At 64.9% G+C, this 14,710-nt stretch carries 9 protein-coding genes; 4 read left to right on the forward strand and 5 right to left on the reverse strand.

The genetic code is table 11. The features are described from left to right. Positions 1-2 precede the first annotated feature (2 nt). The 5 genes from VJS90_RS16820 to putP all read right to left on the reverse strand — a co-directional run bounded on the left by VJS90_RS16820 (position 3) and on the right by putP (position 6,517). On the reverse strand, positions 3-1,271 hold the full coding sequence (locus VJS90_RS16820; RefSeq protein WP_324122774.1) for a capsule biosynthesis protein: 1,269 nt from the start codon (positions 1,269-1,271) through the stop codon (positions 3-5). Then, positions 1,268-2,173 carry a glycosyltransferase family 2 protein gene (locus tag VJS90_RS16825; protein ID WP_324122775.1) on the reverse strand — a complete coding sequence of 302 codons (906 nt, stop codon included), beginning with the start codon at positions 2,171-2,173 and terminating at the stop codon, positions 1,268-1,270. The genes VJS90_RS16820 and VJS90_RS16825 overlap by 4 nt, the downstream gene beginning before the upstream one ends. Further along, positions 2,166-3,920, reverse strand: coding sequence for a carbamoyltransferase (locus VJS90_RS16830; RefSeq protein ID WP_324122776.1), 1,755 nt, complete (start codon positions 3,918-3,920; stop codon positions 2,166-2,168). The genes VJS90_RS16825 and VJS90_RS16830 overlap by 8 nt, the downstream gene beginning before the upstream one ends. 160 nt (positions 3,921-4,080) lie before the next feature. Next, positions 4,081-4,917, reverse strand: coding sequence for a 23S rRNA (adenine(2030)-N(6))-methyltransferase RlmJ (locus VJS90_RS16835; protein WP_324122777.1), 837 nt, complete (start codon positions 4,915-4,917; stop codon positions 4,081-4,083). Between the two features lie 124 nt (positions 4,918-5,041). Continuing rightward, positions 5,042-6,517 (reverse strand): sodium/proline symporter PutP, encoded by a 1,476-nt coding sequence (gene putP, locus VJS90_RS16840; RefSeq protein ID WP_324122778.1) that lies wholly within the window; start codon positions 6,515-6,517, stop codon positions 5,042-5,044. Positions 6,518-6,873: 356 nt separating this feature from the next. On the opposite strand from putP, the gene putA reads away from it, so the two are divergent. The 4 genes from putA (at position 6,874) to VJS90_RS16860 (ending at position 14,660) form a co-directional block, all read left to right on the forward strand. Continuing rightward, a complete protein-coding gene (gene putA / locus VJS90_RS16845; RefSeq protein WP_324122779.1) occupies positions 6,874-10,827 on the forward strand; it encodes a trifunctional transcriptional regulator/proline dehydrogenase/L-glutamate gamma-semialdehyde dehydrogenase in 3,954 nt (1,317 codons plus the stop codon). Positions 10,828-10,929: 102 nt separating this feature from the next. Then, positions 10,930-11,682 (forward strand): sulfite exporter TauE/SafE family protein, encoded by a 753-nt coding sequence (locus VJS90_RS16850; RefSeq protein ID WP_324122780.1) that lies wholly within the window; start codon positions 10,930-10,932, stop codon positions 11,680-11,682. Positions 11,683-11,886: 204 nt separating this feature from the next. After that, positions 11,887-13,329: a TldD/PmbA family protein gene (locus tag VJS90_RS16855; protein WP_324122781.1), complete on the forward strand. Its 1,443-nt coding sequence runs from the start codon at positions 11,887-11,889 to the stop codon at positions 13,327-13,329. Continuing rightward, the gene (locus VJS90_RS16860) at positions 13,329-14,660 is read left to right on the forward strand and encodes a TldD/PmbA family protein (protein ID WP_324122782.1); all 1,332 of its coding nucleotides are present in this window, start codon (positions 13,329-13,331) and stop codon (positions 14,658-14,660) included. Before VJS90_RS16855 ends, VJS90_RS16860 begins: the two co-directional genes overlap by 1 nt. The last annotated feature ends 50 nt before the right edge of the window (positions 14,661-14,710 follow it).

Raw genomic sequence — 14,710 nt, forward strand, 5'->3', positions numbered from 1 at the left:
GTTCAACCGGTCGCGGCCAAGGGAATCGTCTCGAAATCGCGGCCCGGGGCTTCGTTCCGCACCAGGTTCTCGATCAGTTGCGCGGTCTTGTCCAGGCCCTGGAAACCGAATACCAGGTGGTAATCGGCGAATCCTCGGGCCTGGGCCACCTTGCCCGGGTAATCCTGCTCGATCTCTTGCAACTGACGCGAAAGCGACACCCCATCGCGCACCTGCGGCCCGAAAAACAGCGCATGAGAGAAGACGTCGGCCTCGTCGCCCGCATTCACGTGGATCACCGGCCGCCCGGCCAACCCCGCCTCGATACCGGCGTTTGACATGATGTTGACCACCACGCTCGATTGCCCCAGCGCCTGGGCCAGCGAACAGCCGGTTTCCAGCAGCGCGATGTTGGAGAAGCGGCCTGCGGCCTCGGTCCAGAATTGCGCCTTGCTGCGCGGGTGGCGCTTGAACAGCACGCGATGGTGCGGATGCGCCTCGGCCCAGTCCCGCAGCAACTGGTAGGTCTGCTGGTAGCCTGGTTCCTTTTCCCGGTCCGGGCCGACGCCCAGAACCAGTAGCGTCTTCAGCTCGGGACCGGCAGGCGGCAGGTTGTAGGCTTCATCGACCAGGTAGGACCCCACCAGCACGGCCGTCGACTCGCCAAACCGCAGGTTGCGTGCCTGCAGGGCAACCAGCGAGCTGCGGCCAAACAAGGCGTAGTAGTCGTAGTCGTTCATGGCCAGGCGGCGCGATGTGTCCAGTGTCGCCGAATGAGCCAGCTGCAGCAGCCGGGCGTTGCGCGCAGCCAGGGCCAGGCGCAGGAACGGCGCATGCAGACTGCCGTTGCGCTCGTTGATCAACAGCTGGGGTTCATACTGCCCGACCAGCCATTGCGCGTGAGCGGCATACGCCAGGTAACGCAATGGCACAGGCTGCGGCGGCGCCAGCAGCAGGCGCCCGGAACAGGCATCGGATGGCGAGCGCAAGGCGGCTTCGGTCAGTTGCAGCCCGCGCGCGCGAACGGCATCGATCAGGATATTCTTGCGCTGCAGCGCCATGGATTTGGGCGCCGAATGCAGCAGCAGCACCTGGCAAGGGGTAGCGGTGACCGAGCGGCTCAAGCACGCCTTTGCACGCAGACCCAGCGCCAAGTCGACCAGCATGTCGCGGGCCATGCGCAGCAGGCTACCGGCCCGGCCATGCCGCTCACGCAGGAGCTTCCAGCGGTATCGATCCAGGTCACGGGCCTTGTCTGCCCAGCTTTGCTGCCCGGGGCCCAGGGTGCTCACTTGAATAGCAACCGAATGGCTTTGCGGGTGTAGGACCAGCGCGTGAGTGAACGAGGATCGGCGCGTAGCGCCTGCGCGTAGAAGGCCTTGGCGTTGGCATGGTCGCCCGCGCTGTAGCAGTCCCGGAACAGCGACAGGCAGCGCTGGGCGAGGAACGCCTTGCGCAGGTCCTGCAGGCTTTCAGGCATGCGCGCCGGGGCGAACACCTCGTCGACCATGCCGATGCCGGCTGCCAGGCTTTGCCTGAGGTCATGCCGCATGCTGTCGCCGTGCTTGTGGATCAGCGCCAACGGCTGATCGAGCACGCTGCAGGGGAACCGTGCCAGTACCTGGGCAAAGACGGGGATGTCCTCGACATTGCGCAGGTGCTCGGGATAGTTACCCGGCGCAAACACCTCCCGATGCATCGCGCACGCGCCATTGGACAGGGAAACGGTCTTGTCGAGCAGGTAACCCCGCACCCGCCCGCGCGCGGTCGCTGGCAGCGGCTTGACGCGATGCAAGGTACGCGTGCCGTTCTCGAACACCGACCAGTGCCCACCGATGATCAGGCGGCTGTCCGGATGAGCGTCGATGTGCTGGCTCAGGGCGGCTAGCGCCCCAGGCGCCATTTCATCGTCGGCATCGAGAAAGATCAGGTACTGGCCCAGTGCCTCGACGATGCCCCGGTTACGCACCGACGACAGCCCGCCGTTGGTTTTGCGCACGGCCCGGAAACGCCCCGGATACTGGCCCTGGAGAGACTCCAGCACCTGCGGGGTGGCATCGGTGGAGCCATCGTCGATGACCAGCAGCTCGGCGCGCGCCTCACCCAGCTGCGCCAGTACCGACTCGACGGCGCGCGGCAGGGTGCTGGCGTAGTTGTAGGCCGGGATGACGACGCTGATCTGCACCTCAGTCAACCGGATACCCCTCCGCGCCCTCTTTGACCACCAGGATGTCTTCCATGATCAGGTACTGCAGGTCGGAGCCGAAGAACATGTTCAGCGCGTCGGTCGGCGAGCAGATCATCGGCTCGCCCCGGCGGTTGAGCGAGGTGTTGAGCGACACGCCGTTGCCGGTGAGGTCCTCGAGCGCCTTCATCATGTCGTAGTAGCGCGGGTTGTACTCGCGCTTGAGCACCTGGGCACGCGAGGTGCCGTCCTCATGGACGACTTCCGGCACACGGGTCTTCCATTCCTCGGCGACTTCGAAGGTGAAGGTCATGAACGGCGCCGGGTGATCGATCTTGATCATCTGCGGGGCGACGGTGTCGAGCATCGACGGGCAGAAAGGCCTCCAGCGCTCGCGGAACTTGATCTGGTGGTTGATGCGGTCGGCAACGCCGGGCACGCTCGGGCAACCGATGATCGAACGGCCACCCAGGGCTCGCGGACCGAACTCCATGCGACCCTGGAACCAGGCGACCGGGTTGCCATCGACCATGATCTTGGCGATCTGCCGTGGCATGTCGTCGAGCTTGCGCCATTTCGGCTGGCTCGGATGACGCGCGCAGGCGGCGATCACATCCTCATTGGAGTAGGCCGGGCCGAGGTAGACGTGTTCCATCTTCTCGACCGGCACGCCACGGGCATGCGACACATAGGCCGCCGCGCCGACGGCGGTACCGGCGTCGCCTGAGGCCGGCTGGACGAACAGTTCCTTGAGGTCGGGACGGGCGATGATCTTCTGGTTGAGCTTGACGTTGAGCGCGCAACCGCCGGCGAAGGCCAGCTTGCCGGTTTCCCGCAGGATGTCGCCCAGGTAATGGTCGATCATCTGCAGCGACAGTTTCTCGAACAGCGCCTGCATGCTGGCAGCGTAATGGATGTACGGCTCGTCGGCGATGTCGCCTTCGCGCTTCGGACCCAGCCACTCGATCAGCTTGGGCGAGAAGTAGAAGCCCTTGCCCTTCTCTTTGTAGCGGCGCAGGCCGATGACGTTGGCGTACTCGGTGTTGATCACCAGCTCGCCGTTCTCGAAGCTCGCAAGGCGCGAGAAGTCGTACTTGCTGGCGTCGCCATACGGCGCCATGCCCATGACCTTGAACTCGCCGTCAAGCATCTCGAAACCGAGGAACTCGGTGATCGCGCCGTACAGGCCGCCGAGCGAATCCGGGTCGAAGAATTCCTTGATCTTGTGGATCTTGCCGTTTTCACCGTAGCCGAAGAACGTGGTGGCATACTCGCCCTTGCCGTCGATGCCCAGGATCGCGGTCTTCTCCTTGAAGCCCGAGCAATGGTAGGCGCTGGAGGCGTGCGCCAGGTGGTGCTCGACCGGCTCGATCTTGACCTTCTTCGGGTCGAAGCCCAGCTGCTCCAGGCACCAGACGATCTTCTTGCGGTAGCGCTTGTAGCGGCGGTTGCCCATCAGGATCGCGTCAAGGGCACGGTCCGGGGCGTACCAGTAGCGCTTGGCGTAGTGCCAGCGGGCCTTGCCGAACAGGCTGATCGGGGCGAAGGGAATAGCCACCACGTCGACGTCCGACGGCTTGATGCCAGCCTGCTCCAGGCAGAATTTCGCCGACTCGTAGGGCATGCGGTTCTTCGCGTGCTTGTCACGCACGAAGCGCTCTTCTTCAGCGGCGGCAATCAGCTTGCCGTCGATGTACAGGGCCGCGGAAGGATCATGGCTAAGGGCGCCGGACAGGCCAAGAATCGTCAATGCCAAGGGTCTAGCCTCTTCAAACTTTGAAAGTGCGCCTCGACCGCGTGGGCGGGAGGCGGCGAAAGAGCGGGATTATAACGCAAAGCGTCGAAACGGTGATGGCTGCAACAGGGCCGGGGCCTGCATGAGCGGACATGCCCGCTCATGCAGAAGACATCGCGACCTACTCGGCGATCAGCCAGTCCATCCGCCAGCTGCCGCGCGTCTGGGCCAGCACCTGGGACAGCCACGGCAGCAGCTCGCGCAGCTCTTCCTCAAGCCCCCACGGCGGGTTGGCGATGGCCAGGCCCGAGCCGTTCAGGCCCTGCGGGCTGTCCTGCGGATGCACGTACAGCTCGACCCGCAGCAGCTTCGGCGCGCCCGTGCTGGTCAGGTCCTGGTAGAAGCGCACCAGCTGGCGCTGGTCCTTGATCGGGTACCAGATGGCCGCGACGGTCTGGCGCATGCGTCCGATCGCCTCTTTCATCGACTGGCTGCAGCGCTTGAGTTCATCGGCCTGCTCGAACGGCGGATCAATCAGCATCACCGCACGCTTCTCCTGCACAGGCAGCAGTGCGCGTGGCACATGCCAGCCCTCGCCCAGGTGCACGGTGACCCGAGGGTCCTTCTTCATGTTCTCCTTGAGCAGGCGCCCGTCCTCGGGATGCTTCTCGTTGAGCTGCACCCGGTCCTGCTGACGCATCAGGCGCCGCGCCAGCTCTGGTGAGCCCGGGTAATACCGCAGTTCGCCGTCGGGGTTCAGGCGCTGGATGATGCGCAGGTAGTCGGCGGTCACCGCTGGCAGGTCATCGCGCCCCCAGAGACGGGCGATGCCCTCGAGGTACTCGCCGGTGCGGCTCGCCTGGTCACCCTGCAGGTCGTACAGGCCAAGCCCGGCATGGGTGTCGAGGTAGGCGAGAGGCTGTTCCTTGCGTGACATCAGCGCGATAAGCCGGGTCAGGACAAGGTGTTTGAAGACGTCGGCATGGTTGCCGGCGTGGAAGGCGTGACGATAGTTCATGGCAACTCCTGCAAGGCCGCAAAGTTTACCCTGTCGCGCCGCGCCCGTCAGTGGACACCCGCCAAAACGACGACGGCCCGCGCCTCGATGAGGTGCGGGCCGTCTCAGGCAAGCTGCGCGAGCCTTACTTGTCGGCGTGATACGCCGCGTCAGCGTTTTCGAAGCGAGTCACCATGCTGCCGGACGGACGCCCTAGCAGGCTCACCACGACGATGGCCAGCGTAGCGAACGCGAAGCCTGGAATGATCTCGTACAGGTCCGTACCCAGGCTCTTCCAGACGATCACGGTGACCGCGCCCACCACGATGCCAGCCAGCGCGCCGTTACGGGTCATGCCCTTCCACAGTACCGACAGCAGCACCACCGGACCAAAGGCAGCGCCGAAGCCGGCCCAGGCATAGGACACCAGGCCCAGCACGCGGTTATCCGGATTGGCCGCCAGGGCGATGGCGATCAGCGCAACGGCCAGGACCATCAGGCGACCGACCCATACCAGCTCGCCCTGCGAGGCGTTCTTGCGCAGGAAGGCCTTGTAGAAGTCCTCGGTCAGCGCACTGGAGCACACCAGCAGCTGGCAGCTCAGGGTACTCATCACCGCGGCCAGGATGGCCGAAAGCAGCACGCCGGCAACCCATGGGTTGAACAGGATCTTCGCCAGTTCGATGAAGATGCGCTCATGGTTCTCGGTGACCGGACCCGCCAGGTCAGGATTGGCCGAGAAGTAGGCGATACCGAAGAAGCCCACGCCGCAGGTACCGGCCAGGCACAGGATCATCCAGGTCATGGAGATGCGGCGGGCGTTGGCGATCGACTTCACCGAGTCGGCGGCCATGAAGCGCGCCAGGATATGCGGCTGGCCGAAGTAGCCCAGGCCCCAACCCATCAGCGAAATGATGCCGATGAAGGTCGCGCCCTTGAACATGTCGAAGTTCGCCGGATTCTGCGCTTCGATCGCCAGAAGGGTGGTGTCGAAGCCGCCCGTGGAGATCAGCACGATGATCGGCGTCAGGATCAGCGCGAAAATCATCAGCGAAGCCTGCACGGTATCGGTCCAGCTCACCGCCAGGAAGCCACCCACGAAGGTGTAGGCGATGGTTGCCGCGGCGCCGGCCCACAGGGCGGTTTCATACGACATGCCGAAGGTGCTTTCGAACAGGCGCGCGCCTGCGACGATGCCAGAGGCGCAGTAGATGGTGAAGAACACCAGGATGACCACGGCGGAGATGATCCGCAGCAGGCCGCTCTTGTCCTCGAACCGGCTGGCGAAGTAGTCAGGCAGGGTCAGCGCATCGCCGTTGTGCTCGGTCTGCACCCGCAGGCGACCGGCAACGAACAGCCAGTTCAGGTAGGCACCGACGGTCAGGCCGATGGCGATCCAGGCTTCGGAAAGACCCGACATGTAGATGGCGCCCGGCAGGCCCATCAGCAACCATCCACTCATGTCCGATGCGCCGGCCGAGAGCGCGGTCACCACGGAGCCGAGGCTGCGTCCGCCGAGGATGTAGTCGGAAAGGTTCTTGGTGGAGCGATAGGCCATGAAGCCGATCAGCACCATTACCGCGATGTAGATCACGAAAGTGATCGTGATTGGACTGCCCATTGTTGTGCCCTGGCGTTTGTTTTTATGTAGCAACCTCACCGTCGGCCGGTTGCACCCAGGCGGCGAATCCTATGCAACAACTAGAATAAGGTGCAACCACTTTCGGCCCTCAGTTGCACCAGTTCCGATATTTCCTACAAATTCGGCCTTTTTTGCACCGTTTTAGCGCCATCCGCTTGTAGATCCCGAAAAAAATGCCTCGCAAACAACCTTTTTCAACATAGGGTTTTAGCCGTCTGACGAATTGCACCTTTTTCCTACAAAAAACGGGTTGCACCCGGTTGCACCCGCCCTGTCCGATCGCTAATCTTGGCGCCAGCTTAAGCCACAGCCGTGGCAGATAATGAGGATAAGAAATGGCGACGACCACCCTTGGGGTCAAACTCGACGACCCTACCCGTGAACGACTCAAGGCCGCTGCGCAGTCCATCGACCGCACGCCGCACTGGTTGATCAAGCAAGCGATCTTCACGTACCTGGAGAAGCTCGAGGGTGGCGCCACCCTGACCGAAATCAACGGTCATGCCAGCATTGCCGCCGACGAGGCGGGCGAGGTCCAGGCGGATCACAGCCATCAGTGCTTCCTGGAATTCGCCGAGAGCATCCTCCCGCAGTCGGTCCTGCGCTCGGCCATCACCGCCGCCTACCGCCGTCCCGAGCAGGAAGTCGTGCCGATGCTGCTGGAGCAGGCCCGCCTGCCCGCGCCGCTGGCTGAGGCGACCAACAAGCTGGCCGCGACCCTCGCCGACAAGCTGCGCAACCAGAAGAGCGCCGGCGGCCGCGCGGGTATCGTCCAAGGGCTGCTGCAGGAGTTCTCGCTGTCCTCCCAGGAAGGCGTGGCGCTGATGTGCCTGGCCGAGGCCCTGCTGCGCATCCCGGACAAAGGCACCCGCGACGCGTTGATCCGCGACAAGATCAGCACCGGCAACTGGCAGCCGCACCTGGGCAACAGCCCGTCGCTGTTCGTCAATGCCGCGACCTGGGGTCTGTTGCTGACCGGCAAGCTGGTCTCCACCCACAACGAGTCCGGCCTGACCTCCTCGCTCAGCCGCATCATCGGCAAGAGCGGCGAGCCGATGATCCGCAAGGGCGTCGACATGGCCATGCGTCTGATGGGCGAGCAGTTCGTCACCGGCGAAACCATCGCCGAGGCCCTGGCCAACGCCAGCCGTTTCGAGTCCAAGGGCTTCCGCTATTCCTACGACATGCTCGGCGAAGCCGCGCTGACCGAGCACGACGCGCAGAAATACCTGGCGTCCTACGAGCAGGCGATCCATTCGATCGGCAAGGCCTCCCACGGCCGTGGCATCTATGAAGGCCCGGGCATCTCCATCAAGCTCTCCGCCTTGCACCCGCGCTACAGCCGTGCCCAGTACGAGCGCGTGATGGAGGAGCTGTACCCGCGCCTGCTGTCGCTGACCCTGCTTGCCAAGCAGTACGACATCGGCCTGAACATCGACGCCGAGGAAGCCGACCGCCTGGAGCTGTCGCTCGATCTGCTCGAGCGCCTGTGCTTCGAGCCGCAGCTGGCCGGCTGGAATGGCATCGGCTTTGTCATCCAGGCCTACCAGAAACGCTGCCCGTACGTGATCGACTACGTGATCGACCTGGCCCGTCGCAGCCGTCATCGCCTGATGATCCGCCTGGTCAAGGGCGCCTACTGGGACAGCGAGATCAAGCGCGCGCAAATGGAAGGCCTGGAAGGCTATCCGGTCTACACCCGCAAGGTGTACACCGATATTTCCTACATCGCCTGCGCACGCAAACTGCTGTCGGTGCCTGAAGCCATCTACCCGCAGTTCGCCACCCACAACGCCCATACCCTGGCGGCCATCTACCAGCTCGCCGGTCAGAACTACTACCCGGGCCAATACGAATTCCAGTGCCTGCATGGCATGGGCGAGCCACTGTACGAGCAGGTCGTGGGCAAGGTCTCCGAAGGCAAGCTGAACCGTCCGTGCCGCGTGTACGCACCGGTCGGCACCCACGAAACCCTGCTGGCCTACCTGGTCCGCCGCTTGCTGGAAAACGGCGCCAACACATCCTTTGTCAACCGCGTGGCCGACCACTCGCTGTCGATCCAGGAACTGGTCGCCGACCCGGTCGCCAGCATCGAGCGCATGGCCACCCAGGAAGGCAGCATTGGCCTGCCGCACCCGCGCATCCCGATGCCGCGCGACCTCTATGGCAGCGAGCGGGCCAACTCGGCCGGCATCGACATGGCCAACGAACACCGCCTGGCATCGCTGTCCTGCGCCTTGCTGGCAACCGCCCACACTGACTGGAAAGCCGCGCCGCTGCTGGGTTGCGCCGCCAGCCAGGAGCCTGCTGCCGCGGTGCTCAACCCCTCGGACCACCGCGATGTGGTCGGGCACGTCCAGGAAGCCACGGTCGGCGACGTCGACAATGCCATCCAGTGCGCCCTGAACGCCGCGCCGATCTGGCAGGCCACCCCGCCCGCCGAACGTGCCGCCATCCTCGAGCGCGCCGCCGACCTGATGGAAGCCGAGATCCAGCCGCTGATGGGCCTGCTGGTTCGCGAAGCGGGCAAGACCTACGCCAACGCCATCGCCGAAGTGCGCGAAGCCGTGGATTTCCTGCGCTACTACGCCGTCCAGGCGCGCAACGACTTCAGCAACGACGCCCACCGCCCACTCGGCCCGGTGGTGTGCATCAGCCCGTGGAACTTCCCACTGGCGATCTTCTCCGGGCAAGTCGCGGCGGCCCTCGCCGCCGGCAACCCGGTGCTGGCCAAGCCCGCCGAGCAGACCCCGCTGATCGCTGCCCAGGCCGTGCGCCTGCTGCTTGAGGCCGGTATTCCTGAAGGCGTCCTGCAACTGCTGCCAGGCCGCGGTGAAACCGTGGGTGCTCGCCTGGTGGGCGAGGAGCGCGTCAAGGGCGTGATGTTCACCGGCTCCACCGAAGTGGCGCGCCTGCTGCAGCGCAACATCGCCGGACGCCTGGACGCTCAGGGCCGCCCGATTCCACTGATCGCCGAGACCGGCGGCCAGAACGCCATGATCGTCGACTCCTCGGCCCTGACCGAACAGGTGGTGATCGACGTGGTGTCCTCCGCCTTCGACAGCGCCGGCCAGCGTTGCTCGGCCCTGCGCGTGCTGTGCCTGCAGGAAGATTCCGCCGACCGCGTGATCGAAATGCTCAAGGGTGCCATGGCCCAGAGCCGCCTGGGCAATCCCGAGCGCCTGTCCGTGGACATCGGCCCGGTGATCGACGCCGAGGCCAAGGCTGGCATCGAGAAGCACATCCAGGGCATGCGTGAAAAAGGCCGCTCCGTGTACCAGGTCGCCATCGCCGATGGCGCCGAGTGCAAGCGTGGCACCTTCGTCATGCCGACCCTGATCGAGCTGGAGAGCTTCGATGAGCTCAAGCGCGAGATCTTCGGCCCGGTCCTGCACGTGGTGCGCTACAACCGCCGCAACCTCGACCAGCTGATCGGGCAGATCAACGCTTCCGGCTACGGCCTGACTCTGGGCGTGCACACCCGCATCGACGAGACCATCGCCAAGGTGGTGGATAACGTCAACGCGGGTAACGTCTATGTCAACCGCAACGTCGTTGGCGCCGTGGTCGGCGTGCAACCGTTCGGCGGCGAAGGCCTGTCCGGCACCGGCCCGAAGGCCGGTGGCCCGCTGTACCTGTACCGCCTGCTGTCGACCCGTCCGGTCGATGCCATCGAACAGCACTTCAAGCGCACCGACGGCGACGCCAAGACCGGCAACCCTCTGCGTGACGCGCTGCTCAAGCCACTTCAAGGCCTCAAGGCCTGGGCCGCCAGCAATCAGCATGGCGATCTCGCCACCCTGTGCGACCAGTACGCCCAGCAGTCGCAGAGCGGCATCAGCCGCGTGCTGCCAGGCCCGACCGGCGAGCGCAACAGCTACACCATCCTGCCGCGCGAGCACGTGCTGTGCCTGGCCGACAACGAGACCGACCTGCTCACCCAGCTGGCCGCCGTCCTCGCCGTCGGCAGCTCGGCGGTCTGGCTCGATGCCGAACCTGGCAAGGCCCTGCGTGGCCGCCTGCCGAAGGACGTGCAAGCGAAGATCAGGCTGGTTGCCGACTGGCACAAGGACGATGTGGTGTTCGAGGCCGTCCTGCACCATGGCGATTCCGATCAGCTGCGCGGCGTGTGCGAGCAGATCGCCAAGCGTGCTGGCGCGATCGTCGGCGTACACGGCCTGTCGGCTGGGGAAACCAACGTAGCGCTGGAGCGGTTGGTGATCGAGCGGGCATTGAGCGTGAACACTGCTGCGGCGGGCGGTAATGCGAGCCTGATGACGATCGGTTGATCGTTCTGCCCGGCCCCTGTGGACGTCTTGGCAACGAGGCTTCACAGGGGTAAGGTGCATCACTCGTGGCAAGGAGGCCATGCAACAAAACGGACTTCGATGATGAGTGATGCATTCGCCATTGGCCTGCCAGGCTATGCCGTAATTTTTGCCACCCTGCTGTGCGCCTACGTGATCTTCGGCATTGCCGGGTTCGGTAGCGCATTGATCGCCAGCCCCATTCTCGCGCTCTATATCCCCATCGCCAAGATCGTCCCGCTGCTCGCACTGATCGATCTCTGCGCCGCCGTGGTCAATGTCAGCCGCGACGCACGCAAGGCCGACTGGACGGAGCTCCGGCGCCTGGTTCCACTCATGGTGGTTGGCAGCCTGATCGGCGCCGCCATCCTGCTCCAGAGCCAACCTGACATCCTGCTCCTGGCACTGGGGGTATTCGTGGTGGGCTATTCCCTCTATTCACTCAGCGGCCTCAGGCCCGAGCGTTCTTTCTCCCGCGTGGCGGCACTCCCGTTCGGCTCGGTGGGAGGGGTCTTCAGCGCCCTGTTCGGCAGCGGCGGCTTCATCTATGCCATCTACCTGAGCGGCCGGATCAGGGACAAGAACGCCATGCGGGTCACGCAGACCACGCTGATCGGCCTGAGCACCCTGACCCGCGTGGTGCTGTTCGCGCTCGCCGGAGTCTACCTGGACACCAGCCTGCTGTGGCTCGCGCTGTTTCTCGCGCCAGGCATGCTGATCGGCATCACGGTAGGCCGCCGCCTTACGCTCGGGATGTCGCGGGAACAGTTTCTCAAGCTGATCAATGTCGTCGTGCTCGCCTCGGGCGTGATGCTGATCATCCGCTACTTCGCGTGACCCTTGGTGCCGGCGCAGCCTGGACCGGTGCCTCCTAAGGGAATATCCCTCGGAGCGAGCTGCAAGCCGCGCGGTATTTCCCTGACCTGGAACGTGCCGGGCTGCCATACTGGGCTCGCAGTGCCCCAGGCCCGTGACGAGACCTGCCGGGGCATGCAAGACCGGTGGTTCCGGCAGAACCACTACTCACCTGGAGGTGACTGAATGTTCGATTCAAGCGCCTTGCTGCGCCAGCGCTTCGCCGCGCTGCGCAGCTCGGCCGAGTTCTATTCGCTGCGGCACGTGAAGCAGTCATCACAGTCGTTGTCGGTGCGCCGCAATGTGGCCGAACCGCCGTTTCTGCACAGCGACCAGGGCGCGATGCTGACCGTGCGTATCAAGGGGGTCGAGGCTTATGCGGCCACCGCCGACCTGTCCCAGTCCGGGCTGCAGCGTGCGCTGGAGCGCGCCGAGGCGCTGGCACGGCAGGTTAGCGATCTGGCCCTGCTCGACCTCAGCCAGCACGCGGTGGCCAGCGAGCGCCACGACTACTGCTCGCCCAACCTCGATCAACCCCTGCCCTCGCTGGCCGACTGCCTCGCCTTGCTGGCCGCCGAGTCGGCCAGCGTGCCGCGTGACAGTCGCCTGGTGAACTGGCAGGCCAGCCTGAGCATCAGCAACGTCGAGCAGATTTACCTGAACACCGCCGGGGCTGAGCTGCGCCATGCCCAGCGCTTTCTGTTCCCGGGCTTCAGCGCCACCGCGAGCGACGGGCAGGACAGCCAGAGCCGCAGCCTGGGCCGCGAGAACTTCGGTCAGCAAGGGGGCCGCGAGGTCATCGAGCGCTGCGGGTTGGCAGGCGCGGGGGCCCGCGTCGCCGACCAGGCGCTGCAACTGCTGCTGGCGCCGAACACGCCGAGCGGCCCGCGTGACCTGTTGCTGATGCCGGACCAGATGATGCTGCAGATCCACGAGTCGATCGGCCACCCGCTGGAGATGGACCGCATTCTCGGCGACGAGCGCAACTACGCTGGGACAAGCTTCGTGAAAGCAGGCGATTTCGGTGTGCTGCAATATGGCTCCCACTTGTTGAACGTGACCTTCGACCCGAGCATCGGCGAAGAGCTCGCCAGCTACAGCCATGACGACGACGGCACCCCGGCCGACAAGCAATTCCTGATCCGCGACGGCCTGCTGCTGCGCCCGCTGGGTGGTGCGCTGTCGCAGTTCCGCTCAGGGCTCGAAGGCGTGGCGAACAGCCGCGCCTGCGGCTGGAACCGGGCGCCGATCGACCGCATGGCGAACCTCAATATCGAACCGGGCGACCAGTCGCTCGAGCAACTGATCGGCGGCATCGAGAAGGGCATCCTGATGCGCACCAACCGCTCCTGGTCCATCGATGATGCGCGCAACAAGTTCCAGTTCGGCTGCGAGTGGGGGCAACTGATCGAGAACGGCGAGCTAAGGGGCGTGGTGAAGAACCCCAACTATCGCGGCATCTCCGCGCGGTTCTGGAGCAACCTCAGTGCCGTGGGCGACCGCGATACCTTCCAGGTGCTGGGCACGCCCAACTGCGGCAAGGGCGAACCCAACCAGGTGGTGCGCGTCGGGCACGCCTCGCCTGCCTGCGTGTTCAGCCAGATCGACGTATTCGGAGGAGACGCCTGATGGCTGACACACCCTTGCAATGCTTTCAGACGCTTGTGGATAACTTGCGTGACGCGCTCGCGCCTGGCGAGCACTTCACCCTGGGTTACAGCGCGGAGCACTCGCAGTTCATCCGCTTCAACCATGCCCGTGTACGCCAGGCCGGCGATGTCAGCCAGGCCAGTGCCTTGCTGCGGCTGGTCAAGGACGGGCGCCAGGCCGAGATGCGGTTCACTCTGGGCAATGACGATCAGGTCGACCTCGAGCGCCTCGAGGGGGCCCTGAGCCAGCTGCGTCAAACCCTGCCGCTGCTCACTGCCGATCCGTACCTGAAGCTGGATGAAACCCCGTGGCAAAGCCACAGCCTGCTTGAACAGGCACTGCCCGACTGCAGCGAGGTGCTGGCCGAGGTCGAGCGCGGCGCGGGCGATCTGGACCTGGTCGGTATTTACGCCACTGGCCCGATCTGCCGTGGCTTTGCCAGCTCGTTTGGCGCGTTCGGCTGGCATCAGGCGAACAGTTTCAACTTCGACTGGAGCCTGTTCCACGCCAACGGCCAGGCGGTCAAGGCCAGTTACGCCGGTCAGGACTGGAGCAGGGAGGCCTTCGCGTCACGTCTGCAGCAGGCCCGCGAGCAGCTCGACTACCTGGGCAGACCGTTGCGGGTACTGGAACCTGGCCAATACCGCGCGTTTCTCGCACCCGCGGCGCTTGAAGAAATCACTGGCCTGCTCTGCTGGGGCGGGTTCTCGGGCCAGTCACTGGCCACCGGTGACAGCCCTCTGCAACGGCTGTACAGCGGCGATGCGCGGCTCAGCCCCCTGCTGAACATCGACGAACAGGTCATCGGCTCGCTGAGCCCGGCGTTTTCCGACGAAGGCTCGCCGCGCCGCGACCTGCGGCTGGTCAGCGAAGGACGAGCACTGGAGCGCCTGGTGAGTGCCCGCAGCGCGGCCGAGTTCGCCCTTGAGGCCAATGGCGCCGACAGCTACGAGTCGCCTTGCGCGTTGAGCCTGGGTGCAGGTGACCTGGTCGCCAGCGAGGTACTGGCGCGACTGGATACGGGGCTGTACATCAGCAACCTGTGGTACCTGAACTACTCGGACCTGCCTGCCGCGCGCATGACCGGCCTGACGCGCTTCGCGACCTTCTGGGTCGAGGATGGAAAGATCCAGGCACCGGTGAGCACCATGCGCTTCGACGACAGCGTGTACAGCCTGCTCGGCAGTCAGCTCGAAGCGCTGACCGTCGAGCGCGAGATGATCCTGTCGACCAGTACGTACGGTCAGCGGCAAACCGGATCGAGTCATTTGCCGGGGGCGCTGGTCAGAGGATTGACCCTGACGTTGTAAGCGGGGCCACCGCCGGTCTCGCGAATGCCTACAGATTCAAGGCCCACCCC

The organism is Pseudomonas sp., assembly GCF_035277045.1.
In the GTDB taxonomy this organism is placed as follows: Bacteria; Pseudomonadota; Gammaproteobacteria; order Pseudomonadales; family Pseudomonadaceae; genus Aquipseudomonas.

Coding starts and splice junctions, on each gene's coding strand:
- VJS90_RS16835 (WP_324122777.1), bottom strand. CDS start 4,917: ATGAACTATCGTCACGCCTTCCACGCCGGCAACCATGCCGACGTCTTC.
- putP (WP_324122778.1), bottom strand. CDS start 6,517: ATGGGCAGTCCAATCACGATCACTTTCGTGATCTACATCGCGGTAATG.
- putA (WP_324122779.1), top strand. CDS start 6,874: ATGGCGACGACCACCCTTGGGGTCAAACTCGACGACCCTACCCGTGAA.
- VJS90_RS16850 (WP_324122780.1), top strand. CDS start 10,930: ATGAGTGATGCATTCGCCATTGGCCTGCCAGGCTATGCCGTAATTTTT.
- VJS90_RS16855 (WP_324122781.1), top strand. CDS start 11,887: ATGTTCGATTCAAGCGCCTTGCTGCGCCAGCGCTTCGCCGCGCTGCGC.
- VJS90_RS16860 (WP_324122782.1), top strand. CDS start 13,329: ATGGCTGACACACCCTTGCAATGCTTTCAGACGCTTGTGGATAACTTG.